Source organism: Geminocystis sp. GBBB08, from assembly GCF_016743215.1.
Lineage (GTDB): Bacteria > Cyanobacteriota > Cyanobacteriia > Cyanobacteriales > Cyanobacteriaceae > Geminocystis.
Map to the genome: position 1 here is coordinate 1 of NZ_VRZC01000062.1, position 19,863 is coordinate 19,863.

The window sequence follows — 19,863 nt, forward strand, 5'->3', positions numbered from 1 at the left end:
AATATTCTACATTTAAAGTAACCAATTCGTTATAAAATAATAGTTTTGATGCTTATGCTCGTTAAAAATGTTGTCAAGAAAATTTGAGCATAGGTTAAGTAAATTAACTTAATAACAGAAATTAGGAGCAAAAGTGCGAAAAATTATTATTGCTGGTAACTGGAAGATGCACAAGACTCAAGCTGAGTCATTAGAATTTTTACACGGCTTTTTATCCCATTTAGAAGACACTCCCGAATCCAGAGAAATTGTTTTGTGTGTCCCTTTTACTAGCCTACATTTTATGTCCAAAAATTTACATGGTAGTCGAGTAAAATTGGGGGCGCAGAATATTCACTGGGCAGAACAAGGAGCATTTACTGGAGAAATTTCAGCTGCTATGTTGACGGAAATTGGCATTAATTATGTTATTGTCGGTCATAGTGAACGTCGTCAATATTTCGGAGAAACTGATCAAACCGTGAACTCCCGTTTATTAGCCGCTCAAAAACATAGTTTAACTCCCATTCTGTGTGTTGGTGAAAGTAAAGCCCAAAGAGATGCTGGAGAAACAGAAGATGTAATTATTAATCAGTTACAAAAAGGTTTAATCGATATAGATCAAAATAATCTTATCATTGCCTATGAACCTATTTGGGCCATCGGCACAGGTGATACTTGTGAAGCTACAGAAGCGAATCGAGTTATTGCCATTATCCGTTCTCAATTGAGTAATCAAAATGTAACTATTCAATATGGTGGCTCTGTTAATCCTAAAAATATTGACGAAATTATGGCACAACCTGACATTGATGGTGCTTTAGTGGGAGGTGCAAGTCTTGAGCCTAGTAGTTTTGCTCGTTTAGTCAACTATAAATCAAATTAGAAAATTTCTACTTATTTTTCGATAACCCTTGCTATTAGGCTTTAAATAAATTCTAAGGTGGGTTGTCGATTGTCATAATATTTAGCAAATAAAAATATAAACTGGGTAAATAATATATATTTACATACTCAAATTCTAACAAGGGGCGACCATCCGTTTGCCAAATCATGTCAGGGGTATCTCTACCCTCACCTATACTATAGACTTCTCCAGAAATTAAAAATTAAATTAATTTAAGTATTGAAATTATCAAAATAGGATATTTTATCGTCAATTAATCAACGTGTTTCAATAATTATTGGAGATGTCTTATGAAGTAACCCTTAATTACTTAAGAAAAGGCTATAATTCATTAATCAGATTATATTTATATTATCTATGGTTGAATCTTTAACTATTCGTAATCATCAGTTTAATTGGTGCACCCGCACTTTTTTAATGGGAATTTTAAATGTTACTCCTGATAGTTTTAGTGACGGGGGAAAATTTAACCAGATTGAAACAGCATTAAATCAGGCTATGATGATGGTTAAAGATGGTGCAGATATAATCGATATTGGAGGAGAGTCAACTCGCCCCGGTTCATTAGAAATAACCTTAGAAGAAGAATTAGAAAGAGTTATCCCTGTTATTACAGCTTTACGTCATCAATCAGATATTCCCATTTCCATTGATACCACCAGAGCGATGGTAGCCAAAAAAGCTATAGCAGTAGGAGCAGATATTGTTAATGATATTTCGGCTGGTACTTTTGATGATCAAATGTTACCAACAGTTGCTAAATTAAATGTTCCAATTATTTTGATGCACATTCGGGGTAATCCTCACACAATGCAAAATTTAACAGATTATCAAGATTTAATCGAGGAAATTAACCAATTTTTTCAAGAAAGAGTAACCGAAGGGATAAAACTAGGTATCAAAAAAGAGCATATCATCTTAGATCCGGGTATAGGCTTTGCTAAAAATTATCAACAAAATTTAGATATCTTAAGAAATATTAAACAAATAAGAAAATTAGACTTTCCAGTCTTAATAGGTACATCTCGAAAAAGTTTTATTGGTAAAATTCTTAATCAAGAAAATCCTCAAAGGAGAATTTGGGGTACTGCTGCAAGTTGCAGTTATGCGATTACTCAAGGTGCTAATATTTTAAGAGTTCATGATGTTAAAGAAATGTATGATATTGCTAAGGTTACAGATGCTTTAATATTTCACTATTGACCACTTATTATCTAAAAAATAAATCTGATCATATCCAGTCTAATTACAAAATTTTAAACTGTCAAAGATTTTCGTTCTTCTCAAGGAAAAAAATATTAAAGTAAAGAGGATTGCTTCGTTAGCGGGAGGTTTTCATTCTCTGACTACTTTATTACAATTTAAAAATATTAAGATATATTAAAATATATATCAATTAATTAACTCCCATCAGCCATGTTAGATTTAGAAAATATTGCTTTCCCCTCCCTAACAGAAAAAAATCCCATAACTTCCCCTCAAATTACTCAAGATATTTTTCAGCATCGTCACATCGGTATCAATGACACAGATCAACGATCGATGTTAAAATCCCTAGGGTATGATTCTTTAGATAGTTTAATCGATCAAGCCGTCCCCGAGTCCATTCGTTTACATCATTCTCTGAAATTACCCCAACCCCTCACCGAAACCGAAGCCTTACAACAATTAAAGTCGATCGCTCAACAAAATAAAGTGTATCGTTCCTATATAGGCATGGGTTATTATAACTGTATAACTCCGGCGGTGATTCAACGTAACATCCTTGAAAACCCTAATTGGTACACCGCTTATACTCCCTATCAACCAGAAATTGCCCAAGGCAGACTCGAAGCCTTACTAAACTTCCAAACCATGATTATCGACATGACAGGGTTAGAAATTGCCAACGCTTCCCTCTTAGATGAAGCCACCGCCGCCGCCGAAGCCATGACGATGAGTTATGCCGTCACCAAACACAAATCTAATCATTTTTTTGTAGATGTCAACTGTCACCCTCAGACAATCGAAGTTATCAAAACAAGGGCAAAATATCTCGAAATTGAGCTAATTATCGACAATCCTCAGACTTTTGACTTTAATACTCCCATTTTCGGAGCTTTATTTCAATATCCTGCCACCGACGGCACAATTTACGACTATCAATCAATTATTGAGCAAATCCATCAACAAAAAGGTATCGTTACCTTAGCCTGTGATTTATTAAGCCTTGCCCTCTTAAAATCCCCCGGCGAATTAAATGCTGACATCGCCGTAGGAAATACCCAACGTTTTGGTGTACCATTAGGTTATGGTGGTCCTCACGCTGCCTATTTTGCCACCAAAGATGACTATAAGCGACAAGTGCCGGGTAGAATTGTTGGCATTTCAAAAGATGTACATGATCAACCCGCCTTGAGACTTGCCTTACAGACGAGAGAGCAACATATTCGTAGAGATAAAGCTACCAGTAATATTTGTACCGCTCAAGTTTTATTAGCCGTCATCGCTTCTACCTATGCAGTTTATCATGGAGAAGAAGGCATTAAAAATATTGCTTTAAGAGTTAATAAATTAACAAAAACTCTAGCTTTAGGTTTAATAAAAATTGGCTATAAAATCAAATCTTCACAGTTTTTCGACACAATTACGGTAGAAATCAATAATATTGATACTGTAAAAGAAAAAGCAGAAGCAAAATTTATTAACTTCCGTTACCAAAAAAAATCAATTTCTATCAGTCTCGATGAAACCACTACCCTTGAAAATATCCAAGAAATTTTGTCGATTTTTACTGAAACAAGGGCAGAAGCCTTTACTACAAACGAGGAAGATTTGAATAGGGTGGGGATTCCCTCTTTATTACGTCGTGAAAGCCGTTACCTCACAGAAGCGGTATTCAATCAATATCACTCGGAAACGGAGTTATTACGCTATTTACATCGCCTTGAAAGTAAAGATTTATCTCTCACTACTTCCATGATTGCCTTGGGATCGTGTACCATGAAACTTAATGCTACTTCGGAGATGATACCCATAACTTGGGCGGAATTTAACTCTCTTCACCCCTTCGCACCCCTATCTCAAACTCAAGGTTATCAAGAGTTATTCTCCCAATTAGACGCTTGGTTAGCGGAAATTACGGGCTTTGCTGGTATCTCTTTACAACCTAACGCTGGTTCACAAGGAGAATATGCAGGGTTACAAGTTATCCGTAAATACCACGATAGCCGAGGGGATTTTGAAAGAAATATCTGCTTAATTCCTGAATCCGCCCACGGCACAAACCCCGCTAGTGCGGTAATGTGTGGTTTAAAGGTGATTCCCGTCAAGTGCGATATTCAGGGAGATATTGATATTGCCGACTTGAAAGCTAAAGCACAAAAATATCAAGACAAGTTATCGGCGTTGATGATTACCTATCCTTCTACTCATGGGGTGTTTGAGGAAGGGATTAAGGATATATGCAGTATTATTCACAGCTACGGTGGGCAAGTTTACCTCGATGGTGCGAATATGAATGCCCAAGTCGGCTTATGTCGCCCTGGTGATTTTGGTGCAGATGTATGTCACCTAAACTTACATAAAACCTTCTGTATCCCTCACGGTGGCGGAGGCCCTGGTGTAGGACCTATTGGCGTTGCTTCCCATTTAGTGCCTTTCTTGCCTTCAACTTCCCTAACCCCCCTTAGTGAATCGATAGGGATGGTGTCAGCCGCACCTTGGGGTAGTGCCTCGATTTTGCCTATATCTTGGATGTATATTGCGATGATGGGTAGCGAAGGTTTAACGGAAGCCACAAAAATTGCCATTCTTAATGCTAATTATATCGCTCATCGTCTTGCTCCCCATTATCCTATCTTGTTTACGGGTAAATCTGGCTTGGTTGCCCATGAGTGTATCATCGATTTACGCCCGTTACGCAAAACTGCTCATATTGAGGTGGAAGACGTGGCAAAACGGTTGATGGATTATGGTTTTCATGCACCTACTATGTCTTGGCCCGTTGCTGGTACAATGATGATCGAACCTACGGAAAGTGAATCTTTAGCTGAACTCGATCGATTCTGCAATGCTATGATTAGTATTCGGGAGGAAATTCGAGCTATTGAAACAGGGGAAGCGGATATAAACGATAATGTCTTGAAAAATGCACCCCATACGGCGATGAGTCTTATTTCGAGCGATTGGAGTCACCCTTATAGCCGAGAGATGGCGGGTTATCCTGATGACTATAGTAAACAACATAAATTTTGGACTACGGTAGGGCGCATTGACAATGCCTACGGTGATCGAAATCTAGTATGTTCTTGTGTAGGGATGAATAGTTATAAATAATCTTTTGGTGGGGTGTGCATCGCCCTACTATAGTCACACTCAATATTATTTATTTAATCTCAAAAATATGAATAATCAACTATTCTTTAAAATGCTCGAAGGACAAAATATTGAGAATAAATATTACCTGAATAAATTGTTAGGTTCGGGGGGATTTGGAGGTGTTTATTTAGCCGATGAAGTAGTTAAAAATCGATTGATTAGAACCGTTGCCATAAAATTAATTGTTAACGAAAAATTGATCTTTTAGCCCAAGTAAAATGGCAAGAAGAAGATGGTTTTTTCCTCTTTAAAATTAAATCTCACAGAAAAACAAGATTTTGAAACCGAATTAAAACAAGCAGAAATAATAAAGGAGGAAAAAGTTATGGAAATTGTCACCAGTTGGATGGAAGAAGGCATTGAAATAGGCGAAAAAAGAGGTGAAAAAATGGGTGGAACAAAATGTCATTAAGCGTCTAATTAAAAGAAGATTTAATAATCTTTCTGAAGAATTAGAAGATAAAATTAATAGCTTATCTTTATCTCAACTTGACAGTTTAGCTGATGCTATTTTTGATTTTCAATCTCTGGATGATGTGATTCATTGGTTAGAAATTAACACTTAATCGTAGTCTTGAAATCAATTTGAGGTGGCTTATCCTGATGACTATAGTAAACAACATAAATTTTGGACTACGGTAGGGCGCATTGACAATGCCTACGGAGATCGAAATCTGATATGCTCTTGTGTAGGAATGGAGAGTTATAAATAATTCTTGTGGTGGGCAATGCCCACTTTTTCATGACTATCCAATATTTTGAGGATAAAATACTGATGAATCCCACCAACGAACAAGCACAAGGACTTTATCGATTATGTTATCGTTTAACTAACACGATTTATCCCCAGTGGCAATATCGAAGTATCGAGTTAGTGAGAATTGATGAACGAACTGGTAATTTATATATATTAGCAGGAGAAAATTTGGATTTTGAAATTAAAAAATCTGGAGGTTACGAACCATGACAAGCATAAAATTTGACAACATGAATTTAGATGAGTTACGAAAATATGTTTTAAATCATCGGGAAGATAAAAAGGCATTTTATACTTATATCGATCGTTCTAAAGCAGATGGTAGAATGATTGCTGTTGATTATCTTGATGATAAATGGGAGAAAGAAATAGAAAAAACCTTCAAAAAAACCTGATAGTTTCCTTTAAATCTGATATGCTCTTGTGTAGGGATAGATAGTTATAAATAATCTTTTGGTAGGCAATCAGCCCACCCTCATATTAACAGATGACGACAGAAAAAATGATGGGTGACTCTCTAACTTTACTCGACAAAGTAAGTGGTAGTTGAGAATTCCCGCCACAGCGTCAGCTTAACCGTAGGAGTGTTAATCACCTTAGTTAGTGCCTGAGAAAACCACTTGAGGAAACTTCTGTTGAGCTTGAAGCATAGTGGTAACTCTACCTTTTTCTTGCCAAAAATTAATCACTTCAGTGGCTTGGTTAAGTAACTGAATTTTTTCGTTATCGGTAATCCAATTTTTCTTATCTAACTCATCTTTCAATTCCTGCCAAGCATCACTACGAGGCCAGAAATAATAAGCGGTTAAGGGGCTTGTGCCTTTACTAATTACATAATCAACGGCAAGAGCAACATCTTTGTCTAACCAAACAACTTTTAAAACAAATCGAGAATCAATTTTAGTTTCTACTGCTTCCAAGTAAACCTCCAAAGAACAATTTTTATACACAGATAATTTAGCACAATATCATATTATAACCTAAGATTGATAATAGTCAAAATCGTTATAGATAAGGTTCTTTTTTGATGAAAAATATTGTTATTTTTGATATTGATGGTGTTATTCGAGATGTAACAAACTCCTATCGCCGTGCTTTAGCCGATACAGTGGAGTATTTTACTCATAATAGTTATCGCCCTACGATGGAAGATATTGATAATTTAAAAGCCGAAGGAATGTGGAATAATGATTGGGAAGGCTCACAGGAATTAATTTTGCGTTATTATCAGAGTATAGGCAAATCTCGTGATGATGTTAGTTATACTTATGAAGAAATTGTCAATTTTTTTCAGAGTCGCTATCGAGGCACTCAACCAGATAAGCCCGAAACATGGGAAGGTTATATTACTACTGAGCAATTATTAGTAACTCAAGAATATTTTACCACTTTAACCGCTAATAACTCTGCTTGGGGCTTTTTTAGTGGTGCAACTAGAGGTTCAGCAGAGTACATTTTACAACAACGTTTAGGCTTAAAAAATCCTGTCTTAGTAGCGATGGAAGATGCACCAGGTAAACCAGATCCAAGGGGGTTATTTTTAGCAGTACAATTAATAGAAGAAAAGTTATCTTTACCCTCATCATTACCAGTAGTTTACTTAGGTGATACGGTAGCCGATATGACGACTATCATCAAAGCTAGAGAAATTCAACCCGAAAGACAGTTTATGGCTATAGGTGTTTTACCGCCTCATATTCAAGGAATAGAACATAGTAATAAATATACTCAACAATTACTCAATGGGGGAGCAAATAAAGTTGTGTCAAAAGTGACAGATTTTCTTTAAGATGAAGATGATAAATCTTGAGAATTTTTTGTATCTTGGCATTTTCCTTTTCAGTGAAGATTGGGAGGGTTGCCTGAGATAAATTAATTAGAAAATAAAGCCAAAAATAAATATAATGATAGATTTTATTGACATTTTAAATAACGCAGTTAACGAAAAAAATTCATTACCAAAAAGTAAAACTTTATTCGAGGCTTTATTAGAAGCAGAAAAATATAGCCATAAACAGAAACCTCAATATCAATTTGAGCAATTCAAAGGCTATTGGCAATTACATTTTATCACAGGGACTAAAAACAGTCAAAAAAAGTTTGGTAATTTTCTCGGTAGTGGTTTTTATCTCCCTTCTCTTTTTAAAGTTATTATCTCTTATTCTTCTGATGAAAATTTTGCTAATCAAGGAAGAATTGAAAATATCATTAAATTTGGTTTAGTTAAATTTATTATAGATGGTCCTTGTAAATTTATTTCCGCAAAAAATATTGTTGCTTTTGATTTTACTTATCTCAAAATGTTTATTTTGGAGATCAAAACTTACTCTCAAAATATCAGAAGTGGTAAGGATAGTGAAACTGATTTTTTTGATAGTAATATTAGTAAACAAGCCTTTTTTACTTACTTTTATCTCACAGAAAATTTAATGGCTGCTAGAGGTAGAGGTGGTGGTTTAGCTTTATGGAAAAAAGTCAATTAATTACTTATTTTTCATTATAGATAATCACTCGATCTCCTATAACATTATTATGATAGATTAACTCTTCATGGAGGTTAGTATTAAGAGTAACTTTTATCTCATTTTCACCTTTTGATAAATCAGAAATATAATGCCAATTACTATAAATTCTTGTAACTTTTTTGCCATTAATATATAAATGAGCGTGGCCATTATTTGGGCTACTATCTTGGTTAACATTTTTAGGGTTAAAAGTAAAATTAGTAGTTTTAATCTCTAAATTCCACCCTTTCATTTTATCAGGATAAACCTCAATGTTGATCGTAGGAATCACAGAGTTATTCGAAATATTTAAAGTTTTATGAGGATGATTATTTTGTTCCTGATTATGATTATCATTATGATTATATTGAGCTTGAACTTTTAATACTGTTATAGGTAAAAATAAGCATAATACTAAAATGGAGAAGAAAAATTTATTTTTTTTGAGGAAAATTATTAAGAATAGTCTCATTTGTTAAAAAGTGTTAATAGAAAATAATAACTAACATTTAATCATTTTCAGTAAAAATTATCTTTGACAATAAGTAATAGTTACATTAATTTTCAAGAGAAAAAATCACAAAATGATGTTTTAACAAGTGCATTAATGCTGAAAAAGAGGGCTGAAGCCCTTACTACAAAGCAATTAACAATAATTTTTGGAGAAGTCTATTTTTTTCTGAGTTTTATATAACGAATTAATAAATAACGAAAAGCCATTGTGGCAGATGCATAACCCTAAGAAATCAAATATGATTATAAATGTTAATTTTTAACACAGAAAAGATTGACTCTGTGAATATAGATTTCTTTTTGAAGATAAGGTTATGCAAAAAAAATTGAAACTTTTTAATCAGAGTTAGTACTAGATAAATAAGTTTTGTGCAATTAATTTAAACTTTCTATTAATTAATCATGAGTAGTGAATTTAGAGAATTATTAAAAAAAATCGGTAGTGGCACTCACACCCATAAAAATTTAAACCGTCAAGAAGCAGGTTTAGCCTTAGAAATGATGTTAACAGGTATCGCTACCCCCGCCCAAATAGGTGGTTTTTTAATTGCCCATCGCATCAAACGCCCTACGGGTGAGGAATTAGCAGGAATGTTAGATACTTATAGTAACTTAGGAGTGACATTACCAACACTTGAAAATAGACAGTATCCTCTGACAATTTTAGGTATTCCTTATGATGGTAGAACTAGAACTGCGCCTATTTCCCCTATTACCACTTTAATTTTATCAGAGGTGGGAGTTCCAGTATTAATGCACGGTGGTAGAAAAATGCCGACAAAATATGGTTTAACCTTAGAGGAAATTTGGAGAAGTTTAGATATAGACTTAACTCAATTATCTTTAATAAAAATAGAGAGATTATTGAATAATACTAATTTTGGTTTTCTTTATTTACCTCAACATTTCCCTCTGGCGAATAAATTAGTACAATATCGAGAAGAAATTGGCAAACGTCCTCCTATTGCGACTTTAGAGTTAATTTGGCAACCCTATGAGGGAAAAAATCATCTTATAGCTGGTTATGTGCATCCTCCTACAGAAAAGATGATTCGAGAGGCTTTAAAGTTAAGAGAAGTGGAAAAATTTACTTTAATAAAAGGTTTAGAAGGCAGTGGAGATTTAAAATTAGGGCAAACAAATATTATCGCTATTGATACTCAAGAAAATGAACAAGGATACAAATATTTAAAAGTAAATCCTTTTGATTATAACTTAAAAGGAAATGATACCGTGTTATCAAATAATCAAGAGTATTTTGCACAATTAAAGAAAACTATTCGAGGAGAAAAGTCAAGTTTAACGATTAGCAGTATTTTAAATGGTGGTTTTTATCTTTGGCGTTGTGGTGTTAGTGATTCTATGGAAAAAGGTTTAACTATGGCTGAAGAATTGATTACTAAGGGCAATTTACAAACTCAATTAGATAAAATTAAGATGGTAAATAATGAGTAATAGGCAATGGGCAATGGGCAATGGGCAATGGGCAATGGCTAAATTCTTTACCTTTGATTTTAATAGCTTTCTGATTAATTCAGCAACCCCTAACTAGCTTCTAAACGAACATTAAAATAATAGTAATTAAAGTTATGATTAAGTTCAAAGTTGATAATTCGGTGTAATGTTTCTGGTAGAATTGTACGATCGAAAAAAGAATTATGGAGATTAGTGTGGGCTAAATTTACACCGCTTAAATTGGCGTGATATAAATTAGCTTTATCTAAAATAGCATCTGTTAAATTTGCCATTTCTAAATCTGCACTTTGAAAATTTGCCCCTCTTAAATCTGCACCTTGAAAATTAACTCGGCATAATCTCGCCTCTCGGAAATTTGCCCCTTTTAAATTTGCCCCTTGAAAATTTGCCCCATTTAACTTTGCCCCATATAAGTTAGCTTCTGATAAGTTACTATTGGTCAAGTTAACTTCTTTCATCAAAGAGCGAGTAAAATTACCTTGATAAGCTGAACATTCCCTCATATTAGCATTACTTAACCTAGCTTCTTGAAAATTACTCCAGTTAAGGTTACTCCTTGTGAGATTTCCACCTCTTAAATTAATCCGATAAAGAGTTGCACCACATAAATTAACTTGTATTAAGTCACCTTTAGCTAAATTACTATGACTGAGATTTGCACCGCTTAATTGACTTTTGATAAATTGCGATCGCACCATAAAAGCCCCAGTAAAATTAGCCTTAGTTAAATCAGTATTATGGAAAATAGCTTCACTTAACTTAGCATAGGTGAAATCAGACCAATTAAGTTGAGTATGGGTAAAATTAGATTTAGTCAAAAAAGCACGATTAAAGTTAACCCCAATTAATTTTGAGTCTTGTAAATTTAATGCGACTAAAACCGATTGTGCTAAATCAGCACTTTGTAGTTTAATATCTTGAAATTCACGAATTCCTTGTTCATATTGGCGTAAAAATTGGGAAACTTTCATCTTCTTTTACCTCTATTGACCTCATCAATATTTAAACTATTATCATTTCACTTTCTGTAAGAAAAAATACTAATTAAATTTTCTTTAGCTAAACCTTCTTGATTAGCATTTTAAAATATTTTAACGGGAAATCACCATCAAAAGTAAAGAGCTTGTAATTACTCTTAATAAATATTTTATAATCTTCATTAAATCATTCTTGATATGGATCTGAGTATCATCAAAAATCTATTTCTATTCATTTTACATAATTATGGTTCAAGAATTTTGCATTGGTAAATAACTAAATATATAGTAATTCTATCTTTGTTGCGATATTTTGCTTAAGAATAGCTATTATCACTTTTATTTAAAAGTAAGGCTTTCAATACTTTGTTATTATTAATATTTAATAATTTACAAATTATTGGGAATAGCTATATAATTAGGCAAGGTTAATCAGGTAATTTTAAACTTATAGTCACAAACAAATTATTTAGGTAACAAAATTTTAAGAAAGTTAAACAAATTTTAATATTAGAGAAATTGAGGGTTATGGAAAGAAAAAAATTAGTGGCAGTAATTACGGGGATAATTTCTGTTTTATTAGGTGTTATCTATCTAATATTAGTACAATTACTTGACTCCAGAGGTGCGATGATTCCCGCCCCGATGACTGACTTATCTTTAATTTTATTTTCTTTCATTTAACCCCTAGGAGAATTTATAGTTAGTATTTTATGAAAATTATTCGATTAATGCACGGTAAGTTACATCGAGTCAAGGTTACTGCGGCTAATGTTGATTATATAGGGAGTATCTCGATTGATTCTGAATTAATGGAAAAAGTAGGTATTTTACCTTTAGAAGAAGTAGATATAGTTAACTTAAATAATGCCAAACGTTGGTCAACTTATGCTATACCAGGAGTAAGAGGTAGTCGAGAAATCTGCCCTAATGGAGGTGCGGCTTTATTGTGTCAACCCGGTGATATGTTAATTATCTATGCTTATGAACAATGCGATCGCCAAGATGTTATGATTAATGGACATAAAGCGAAAGTATTAGTAGCTGATGAGAATAATAATATAGCAGACTTTTTTGAGCAATCTTTAATTAGCGATAATGGCAAAATTCAGTTTCAGGAAAAGCTAGAAGATGCTTAAGACGGGGAGACTTTTGGTTTTTCATTCCTGATTTCTAATTTCTAAATATGGATATAAAAGTTTATACTGAAATTGAGCAAGGGCAAAAATGGCTGAATAAATATAATGGCAGTATCCCTGTTTTTACTTGCACTCTTGGCTTCACTGCGACAGCTTTATTGCCCGATATTTCAACAGCGGGGGCGACACCAGAGTCTCGGCGTTATACAGCTTTAGCTGATGCTGAATTTTTAGTTAAGGGTATCCAAAAAAATCCTACTTTTCCTTTACCACCTTTAAGTGTAGGTATTTCTCCTACTTTTATTAGTCGTGCGGTGATTGAAAAATTTAATTTACCTCTTTATGTGTTTAATGCCGGATTACTACAATTTCCTTCGGTAAAAAATATCAACTTGGGAGGAAAACCTGCCAATTGTGTTTCCACGGGAAAAGCCTTACCCTTAGCAATCGTCAAACATTTATATCACAAAGGATTATATTGGGGAGAAATTTTAGCAAAGGAAGCCAAGTCTAGTTATCTTATCTTAAGTGAATGTGTGGTGGGCGGTACAACTACAGCTTTAGCAGTTTTAACGGCATTAGGTATTTCGGCTGACGGTAAAGTTAATAGTAGTCATCCTATTTGCAATCATCAACAAAAATTTTTATTAGTGCAGGAAGGATTAAGTAAAGCTGGTTTTAAAAATCAAAATACTCTAGTTGATCCTTTAGAAATTATAGCCGCAGTCGGTGATCCTATGCAAATTTTCGTAGCGGGAATTGCTTTAAGTGGGAGTAAAACAGTAGGAATTATGTTAGCAGGAGGAACACAAATGTTGGCAATTTTTGCATTAATCAAAGCATTAAAAAACTCATTTTATACTAAGGCTAACTTAAAAAATATTATCATCGGTACAACTCGATGGGTAGCCGAAGATTCTACTGGTGATACTATTGGTTTAAGTAAAATTATCGGTAACATTTCCTTATGTGCCACAAACTTGAATTTTGACACTTCCCTTTATCCTAGGTTAACAGCCTATGAAAAAGGATATGTAAAAGAGGGAGTTGGTGCGGGAGGAAGTGCCATAGCATCCCATTTGCTTGGTATTAATAAAGAAGAATTATTGCACATGATAGAAGCCATTGTTTCTCGTTTCCACTTGACTACGAATAGCTAACAATTGATCTTCAAGAGACGCAATACGATGATAAGCGGCAGTTAATTGTGCTGTTAAACGATATACTTGTTCTTCACTAGAAATATTATTATCTACTTGAGTATAGTCTGAGAATTCTGAAGAAATAGTATCATCATCCATTAAAATATCTTTATGAGTATTAGCTCTATTATTCTCTTTATTTAACATTCGATCATATAATACTATCCCACGATCGCCAACAGATTTTAGATGAGACACATGATAATGATTCGACTCTGGATATTTATTTCCCTCTAAATCCGACAGGGAGATGTTTTCTATTTCTTCCCAACCGATATACTCTCCTAGTTGTTTAATGATGCTATAAAGTTGATTAACTTTACGTTGTAAATTGATTAACTCTTGTTTTCTTTTGTACATTTTCACTCATTATCCTCATTTAAGATCTTGATTCGTTTCATTTTCTATGCTAGAGTCTCTGAAAGAATAATCCTCAGTATTCCTGATTAATTTAATAATTTGGTTACTCAAAACCTTAATTAATGCAAAATCTTAATTATTAAATAATTTTTGTCGCTTAAAAAAATAATAGATGAAGAAAGACTAGCTGATAGTTTCATTAAAATTAAATAAGGTAAAGCAATAATTGGTAATCCATCAGGACTCTAATTAGAAGAGATATATTCTAGTGGCAACACCGCCAATAATAACAAAAGGAACTTGTTTTAAGATTGAGTTTAAATTGTTCACAGGATAAGTCCAAGTTCTTTGATATAAAAAATCTATACCACTACCACTACCAGACTTTACTCTTTTTTTACTAAAGTTAAAAAGGCTTTTCTTTTTTGTGTTGATCGTTCAGTAATTAACATATGACAGTCCTAAATAGGTTGTGATAAATTAAATAGTAGTTAATAACTCTCTAATTTTTGTTATTTCTCAATTCTCAATTCTCAATTCTCAATTTTTCCCAACGGAAATGCCATAAATCCAAATAGGATTGCTATAGTGGTCAATTAGCTAAATAAAATAGTTTTATACCAATTAATAGTTTTTATTAAACCTGTTTCCAAGTCAATTAAAGGTTCCCATTGTAAAATTTCTCGGGCTATTTTACTACTTAAAAATTGTGCTTTAATCTCATGATTTGCCTCATTTAATATCTCTGGTTTTAACTCAGATTTCATCAAATGTAAAATGTAATTAACTAATTCTACTACTGTTAATTTAATCTCTAAAGAAAAATTAAAGGCTTCTCCTTTTAAGTTAGGATTTTCCGCTAATTTTTTAGCTAATAACATATAAACATTTGCTCCATCTTCTACATATAGATAATCTCTGATATATTGACCATCAGAGCGAATAATGGGGTTTTCTCCTTTGAGAATCGAGCGAATTGTACCGGGTATAATACGATTCCAGTTTAAATCTCCTCCCCCATAGAAGTTACCACAACGGGCAATAACCAGAGGTAAATTAAATGTATGGGCATAACTTTGAGCGATTAAATCCCCACAAGATTTACTTACATCGTAGGGATGTTTACCCTGTAAAGGGGTGTTTTCATTGTAGGGTAAAATTAATTGATCCCCATAAGCTTTATCAGACGATGCGATTACTATTTGTTTAACTTTTGGACTTAAACGACAGGCTTCTAAAAGTCGCCATGTTCCTGCTATATTACTTTCAAAGGTAGAACTAGGATTTCGATTAGCTATACCGACAATAGTTTGGGCAGCTAAATGAATTACTGTATCAATTTCATATTCCCCTAAAATTCTTTCTAATAAAGGTTGATCTGTAATATCACCTCTGACTATTTTAATTTTAGCTAAATCGCCACTTTGTATTAATAAACTTTGAGGAAGCCAATCTCTGACTAAGCAAACTACATCAGCACCAGCTTTGATTAAATATTTTACTAGCCAACCGCCCACTAATCCCGTTGCACCAGTGATAAAGGTTAGTCTGTCTTGCCAAAAATGATTCATAATGAATTCCATACCCTCCAAGGAGGATTACCACTATCCCAAAATTCTTTTAAACGATATTTGTCTCTAAGGGTATCCATACATTGCCAAAAGTCATAGTGACGATAGGCGGCTAGTTGTCCTTTATCAGCCAATTTTTCTAAGAGGGCAACTTCTAAACCGTCTTCATCTCCTGTTAAATAATCAAAGATTTCGGGTTCAAAAACTAAAAAACCTCCGTTAATCCAACCTTCTCCTGCTTGAGGTTTTTCCGTAAATTGTGCCACAAAGTCACCATCAAACATTAAACCACCAAAACGAGCCGGGGGGCGCACGGCGGTAACAGTAGCTAGGCAATTATGGGATTTATGAAAATTCAATAATTCTTGAAGATTAATATTACTGACTCCATCACCATATGTCACCATGAAAGTTTCTTTTTCTAACCAAGGTTGTAATCGCTTGATTCTTCCCCCTGTCATGGTATCTAACCCCGTATCCATAAGATTAATTTGCCAATCTTCGGCTTTGTTGTCATGGGCATGGACTTGACCAGTTTTTAAATTAATGGTCATACTAGAGTTGAGATAGGAATATTCCAAAAAATAGCGTTTAATATAATCGCCTTTATATCCTAATGCAATCAAGAAGTCATTAAAACCGTAGTGTGCATAAATTTTCATTATATGCCATAATATCGGGCGATCGCCTATTTCTACCATTGGCTTAGGGATAATTTCTGTTTCTTCTGCAAGACGAGTACCTAATCCTCCTGCTAAGATTACTACTTTCATGAATATTAATCAAGATTAGAGAGCTATATTTCAAATTACCCCATTTAAGAATTGAGTCGATCAAGTTTGATGTTAATTTTTTTGACATTCTCCCAGACGACAGACAAGGAAGACAATTCGACAAACAGATAAAAATGACTTATTGATTTAATTTACAAACTCCAAAATTAATAATCACTCAAACAAAATCATGGCTTTAAGGTAATATTTTTTCTAATGTCTCTTTTTAGTTATTTTGAGTGGTTAATAAATCAGCACAATTACCACGACTAGCCCCCGCCCTTATTTGAAGACGATCAGGTAGGTGCTCCTACATTTTTAGGTTGATTCCAATTGATCGTAATTTTGCTTTTGGGTTTTCATCCTAGGTAGCTGAGCCTTTGGGGATCGACTTCTGGTTGAGAATTAACGGCAACAGGATTCCAAATACCTAATATTAAGAAAGCAAGATTAATTTTTAAGAAAAAAGATTTCATAAACTTAGTTAGAAATTTTTTTAGAGTAAATATTATTAAGATTTATTTATTAAAATTGATTTTGAGTAATCATTGTCATCATAACTTCAATGAAAATAAATATTGTCAAAACTTTAGTATTAATTTCAACCCCAATAATATCATTCATTATTAACAATGAGTCGATCGCCCAAGAGTGGCATCCTGATGCCGTTATTCAATCAATGTATGCAGGTGTTGCCTATATTCACGGTTATAAGGCTATTCCTAGAGTTTACAGACCAATTCCACCTGGTGGACGAACAGGATGTGCCCCTATGATAGCAATGAATGCTTTTTATTGTAAACTAGATCATTCAATCTATATCAGTACCGATATGGTAAAATTTGCCTATCGCTATGGTGATGCCGCTTTGGCTTATATCATCGGACACGAATATGCCCATGCCATGCAAAATGCCTATGGTTTCAATCAGAATAATAGTCACATAACTGAGCTACAAGCTGACTGTTTGTCTGGTTTTTATATGAAGGCTGTACCTAATATTGTATTTGACCAACGAGATATTAGAGAAATTCAAGCATTAGCTTACAGTATAGGAGATCATAATGTATGGTCTCGTCAACATCATGGTACACCTCCTCAAAGATTAAAAGCTGTTACCATTGGCATGAGTGCATCTCACCCCTCAGCTTGTTTTTAAATCAAGATAACTGACAAATGCAAATGGTTGAATGAAAATATTGACCTATTTCGAGCATATAAAGCGAGTTTGGGGTTTATTTGAAGCTGATTTATGTTTAAGTCTCGTTAACTGAGAGACACTATCAGGGATGAATCCCTTACTACGAGCCAATTAAATTTTTTTTGGTGAAGTCTAATGATAAACTGAAGAATAGAATCTTCATATATATTCATAATGGCTAGAATTAACGATAATTATTTAAAATTAAAAGCAGGTTATTTATTTCCTGAAATCGCAAGACGAGTCAATATTTTTGCCCAAGAAAATCCCAAGGCTAATATTATCAGATTAGGTATTGGTGACGTTACTGAACCCTTACCTAAAGCCTGTCAAGATGCTATGGTTAAAGCTGTTGCTGATATGGGCGATCGCAGTAGTTTTAAAGGTTACGGTCCTGAGCAGGGTTACAGTTGGTTACGGGGAAAAATCGCTGAACATGATTTTCAAGCTAGAGGGTGTGATATATCGGCTGATGAAATCTTTATCTCTGATGGTTCTAAATGCGATACCGGCAATATTCTCGATATTTTTGGCAAAAACAACAAAATCGCTGTTACCGACCCAGTTTACCCCGTTTATGTCGATACTAACGTTATGGCAGGAAACACAGGAGATGCTAACGACAAAGGAGAATATGAAGGTTTAGTTTATCTTCCTATCAGTGCTGAAAATAATTTTACCGCCGAGTTACCCACAGAAGCCGTAGATTTGATTTATCTTTGTTTTCCTAACAATCCTACCGGTGCGATCGCCACAAAAGATTATTTAAAGTCATGGGTAGAATATGCAAAAAAACACGAGGCAATAATTCTTTTCGATGCTGCCTATGAAGCTTTTATAACCGATCCTACTTTACCTCATTCTATCTATGAAATTGAAGGAGCGAAGGATTGTGCTATCGAATTTCGCTCATTTTCTAAAAATGCAGGGTTTACGGGTACTCGTTGTGCGTTAACGGTAGTACCTAAAAATTTGACAGGGAAAGCTGAAGACGGCAGTAATGTAGAAATATGGAAACTGTGGAATCGTCGCCAATCTACCAAATTTAACGGTGTTTCTTATATTGTACAACGAGGTGCAGAAGCGGTTTATTCAGAAGAAGGGAAATCACAAATTGAGCAATTAGTCAAATTTTATTTAGAAAATGCTCAAATTATCCGACAAGAATTAGATAAAGCTGGTTTAGCAGTTTATGGGGGAATTAATGCACCTTATGTGTGGGTAAAAACTCCTGATGGTTTATCGAGTTGGGATTTTTTCGATAAGTTATTACATAATGTTAACGTAGTTGGGACTCCTGGATCCGGTTTTGGTGCTGCTGGGGAAGGTTATTTTCGCCTTAGTGCTTTTAATAGTCGTGAAAACGTCATTGAAGCGATGAAACGTATTACTACAACCATGAATTTTAATTAAGTTGTCTTCTTTTTTAGTTAGCATTGTTTTCAGGCTATTTTAAATAAATTATTAATTAATTGATATGGTGAATCGTCGTTTTTTTTTATGGGGTATCGGTAATTTAACCCTCGCCTCTTTGTTATCAGGTTGTGAAAAAAATTATGATCTTAAAATTGCCCTATTACAAAATTCAATTCCCATACAATTAATTGCCGCCTTGCAAAAAGAATCCCGTAAAATAGGTATCGTTAACTTTCAACCTCAGTCAACCCTTGAAGATATATATAATTTATTGTTAGTATGGCAGGGTAAAAATAAACTAACCACAAAAAATCAATCACCTTTTGTTTTTCCTTCTCTTTCTAAAAACAAATCCCCAGTAATTCCTGATGATTTAGCAACTTTAGGTAATTATTGGTTAAATTTAGCTATTGCTGAAAATTTGATTGAGCCTTTACAATTAGAGAAACTCAAAAATTGGCAAAATCTACCTCTTCCATTTCAAAAATTAGCTATGAGAAATGAGGAAGGAAAACTGGATGATGGAGGTAAAATTTGGGGTGCGCCTTATCGTTGGGGATGTGTGATGATAGCTTATCGTAACGATAAATTGGCGACTTTAGGATGGCAACCCCAAGACTGGCAAGATTTATGGAGAGAAGATGTTACTCGTCAAATTTCTCTTTTAAATCAACCAAGGGAAATTTTAGGTTTAATTTTAAAAAAACTTGGTTATTCATACAATACAGA

24 protein-coding genes are annotated in these 19,863 nt (G+C 33.9%); 18 read left to right on the plus strand and 6 right to left on the minus strand.

All coding sequences use genetic code 11. From position 1 onward, the window contains the following. The first annotated feature begins 133 nt into the window (after positions 1-133). The 9 genes from tpiA (at position 134) to FWJ34_RS09850 (ending at position 6,397) form a co-directional block, all read left to right on the plus strand. A complete protein-coding gene (gene tpiA / locus FWJ34_RS09810) occupies positions 134-865 on the plus strand; it encodes a triose-phosphate isomerase (RefSeq protein WP_308255137.1) in 732 nt (243 codons plus the stop codon). Between the two features lie 378 nt (positions 866-1,243). After that, entirely contained in the window at positions 1,244-2,089 is an 846-nt protein-coding gene (folP, locus tag FWJ34_RS09815; protein ID WP_308255138.1) for a dihydropteroate synthase, read from the plus strand. A 213-nt stretch (positions 2,090-2,302) separates the two neighbouring features. Further along, on the plus strand, positions 2,303-5,203 hold the full coding sequence (gene gcvP, locus FWJ34_RS09820; protein ID WP_308255139.1) for an aminomethyl-transferring glycine dehydrogenase: 2,901 nt from the start codon (positions 2,303-2,305) through the stop codon (positions 5,201-5,203). Positions 5,204-5,270: 67 nt separating this feature from the next. After that, on the plus strand, positions 5,271-5,453 hold the full coding sequence (locus FWJ34_RS09825; protein WP_308255140.1) for a hypothetical protein: 183 nt from the start codon (positions 5,271-5,273) through the stop codon (positions 5,451-5,453). A 24-nt stretch (positions 5,454-5,477) separates the two neighbouring features. Continuing rightward, entirely contained in the window at positions 5,478-5,657 is a 180-nt protein-coding gene (locus FWJ34_RS09830) for a hypothetical protein (RefSeq protein ID WP_308255141.1), read from the plus strand. After that, a complete protein-coding gene (locus FWJ34_RS09835; protein ID WP_308255142.1) occupies positions 5,626-5,811 on the plus strand; it encodes a DUF4351 domain-containing protein in 186 nt (61 codons plus the stop codon). Before FWJ34_RS09830 ends, FWJ34_RS09835 begins: the two co-directional genes overlap by 32 nt. Before the next feature lie 24 nt (positions 5,812-5,835). Further along, entirely contained in the window at positions 5,836-5,958 is a 123-nt protein-coding gene (locus FWJ34_RS09840; protein WP_308255143.1) for a hypothetical protein, read from the plus strand. Positions 5,959-6,020: 62 nt separating this feature from the next. Then, positions 6,021-6,212, plus strand: coding sequence for a DUF6888 family protein (locus FWJ34_RS09845; protein ID WP_308255144.1), 192 nt, complete (start codon positions 6,021-6,023; stop codon positions 6,210-6,212). Further along, entirely contained in the window at positions 6,209-6,397 is a 189-nt protein-coding gene (locus FWJ34_RS09850) for a DUF6887 family protein (RefSeq protein ID WP_308255145.1), read from the plus strand. The genes FWJ34_RS09845 and FWJ34_RS09850 overlap by 4 nt, the downstream gene beginning before the upstream one ends. A 201-nt stretch (positions 6,398-6,598) precedes the next feature. Here the strand turns inward: FWJ34_RS09850 and FWJ34_RS09855 are convergent, their stop codons facing one another. After that, positions 6,599-6,901, minus strand: a complete 303-nt coding sequence (locus FWJ34_RS09855) for a 30S ribosomal protein PSRP-3 (RefSeq protein ID WP_308255160.1) — start codon at positions 6,899-6,901, stop codon at positions 6,599-6,601. Positions 6,902-7,029: 128 nt separating this feature from the next. On the opposite strand from FWJ34_RS09855, the gene FWJ34_RS09860 reads away from it, so the two are divergent. Next, positions 7,030-7,791, plus strand: a complete 762-nt coding sequence (locus FWJ34_RS09860) for a TIGR01548 family HAD-type hydrolase (protein ID WP_308255146.1) — start codon at positions 7,030-7,032, stop codon at positions 7,789-7,791. Positions 7,792-7,906: 115 nt separating this feature from the next. Beyond that, a complete protein-coding gene (locus tag FWJ34_RS09865; protein WP_308255147.1) occupies positions 7,907-8,485 on the plus strand; it encodes a hypothetical protein in 579 nt (192 codons plus the stop codon). 4 nt (positions 8,486-8,489) lie between these two features. Here FWJ34_RS09865 and FWJ34_RS09870 read toward each other — a convergent pair whose 3' ends face one another. Beyond that, positions 8,490-8,978: a hypothetical protein gene (locus tag FWJ34_RS09870; RefSeq protein WP_308255148.1), complete on the minus strand. Its 489-nt coding sequence runs from the start codon at positions 8,976-8,978 to the stop codon at positions 8,490-8,492. Between the two features lie 443 nt (positions 8,979-9,421). Between FWJ34_RS09870 and FWJ34_RS09875 the strand changes: the two genes are divergently transcribed. Then, positions 9,422-10,474: an anthranilate phosphoribosyltransferase family protein gene (locus FWJ34_RS09875; protein ID WP_308255149.1), complete on the plus strand. Its 1,053-nt coding sequence runs from the start codon at positions 9,422-9,424 to the stop codon at positions 10,472-10,474. Positions 10,475-10,563: 89 nt separating this feature from the next. Here the strand turns inward: FWJ34_RS09875 and FWJ34_RS09880 are convergent, their stop codons facing one another. Further along, positions 10,564-11,466, minus strand: coding sequence for a pentapeptide repeat-containing protein (locus FWJ34_RS09880; RefSeq protein WP_308255150.1), 903 nt, complete (start codon positions 11,464-11,466; stop codon positions 10,564-10,566). Between the two features lie 534 nt (positions 11,467-12,000). Here FWJ34_RS09880 and FWJ34_RS09885 point away from each other — a divergent pair. From FWJ34_RS09885 to cobT, 3 genes are read left to right on the plus strand one after another with little or no spacing between them, the layout of a single operon-like run. Continuing rightward, on the plus strand, positions 12,001-12,156 hold the full coding sequence (locus FWJ34_RS09885; protein WP_308255151.1) for a hypothetical protein: 156 nt from the start codon (positions 12,001-12,003) through the stop codon (positions 12,154-12,156). A 29-nt stretch (positions 12,157-12,185) separates the two neighbouring features. After that, a complete protein-coding gene (panD, locus tag FWJ34_RS09890) occupies positions 12,186-12,611 on the plus strand; it encodes an aspartate 1-decarboxylase (protein WP_308255152.1) in 426 nt (141 codons plus the stop codon). Positions 12,612-12,658: 47 nt separating this feature from the next. Further along, positions 12,659-13,771, plus strand: coding sequence for a nicotinate mononucleotide-dependent phosphoribosyltransferase CobT (gene cobT / locus FWJ34_RS09895; protein ID WP_308255153.1), 1,113 nt, complete (start codon positions 12,659-12,661; stop codon positions 13,769-13,771). Here the strand turns inward: cobT and FWJ34_RS09900 are convergent. The 3 genes from FWJ34_RS09900 to rfbF all read right to left on the minus strand — a co-directional run bounded on the left by FWJ34_RS09900 (position 13,715) and on the right by rfbF (position 16,517). Then, positions 13,715-14,173: a hypothetical protein gene (locus FWJ34_RS09900; RefSeq protein ID WP_308255154.1), complete on the minus strand. Its 459-nt coding sequence runs from the start codon at positions 14,171-14,173 to the stop codon at positions 13,715-13,717. The genes cobT and FWJ34_RS09900 overlap by 57 nt on opposite strands. A gap of 596 nt (positions 14,174-14,769) precedes the next feature. After that, entirely contained in the window at positions 14,770-15,744 is a 975-nt protein-coding gene (locus tag FWJ34_RS09905) for an NAD-dependent epimerase/dehydratase family protein (RefSeq protein ID WP_308255155.1), read from the minus strand. Continuing rightward, positions 15,741-16,517, minus strand: coding sequence for a glucose-1-phosphate cytidylyltransferase (gene rfbF / locus FWJ34_RS09910; protein ID WP_308255156.1), 777 nt, complete (start codon positions 16,515-16,517; stop codon positions 15,741-15,743). The genes FWJ34_RS09905 and rfbF overlap by 4 nt, the downstream gene beginning before the upstream one ends. 565 nt (positions 16,518-17,082) lie before the next feature. Between rfbF and FWJ34_RS09915 the strand changes: the two genes are divergently transcribed. The 3 genes from FWJ34_RS09915 to FWJ34_RS09925 all read left to right on the plus strand — a co-directional run. After that, positions 17,083-17,676, plus strand: a complete 594-nt coding sequence (locus tag FWJ34_RS09915; RefSeq protein ID WP_308255157.1) for a neutral zinc metallopeptidase — start codon at positions 17,083-17,085, stop codon at positions 17,674-17,676. Between the two features lie 216 nt (positions 17,677-17,892). Beyond that, positions 17,893-19,131 carry an LL-diaminopimelate aminotransferase gene (locus tag FWJ34_RS09920; protein ID WP_308255158.1) on the plus strand — a complete coding sequence of 413 codons (1,239 nt, stop codon included), beginning with the start codon at positions 17,893-17,895 and terminating at the stop codon, positions 19,129-19,131. Between the two features lie 64 nt (positions 19,132-19,195). Continuing rightward, on the plus strand, positions 19,196-19,863 hold a 668-nt coding region (locus tag FWJ34_RS09925), incomplete at its 3' end, for an ABC transporter substrate-binding protein (protein WP_308255159.1).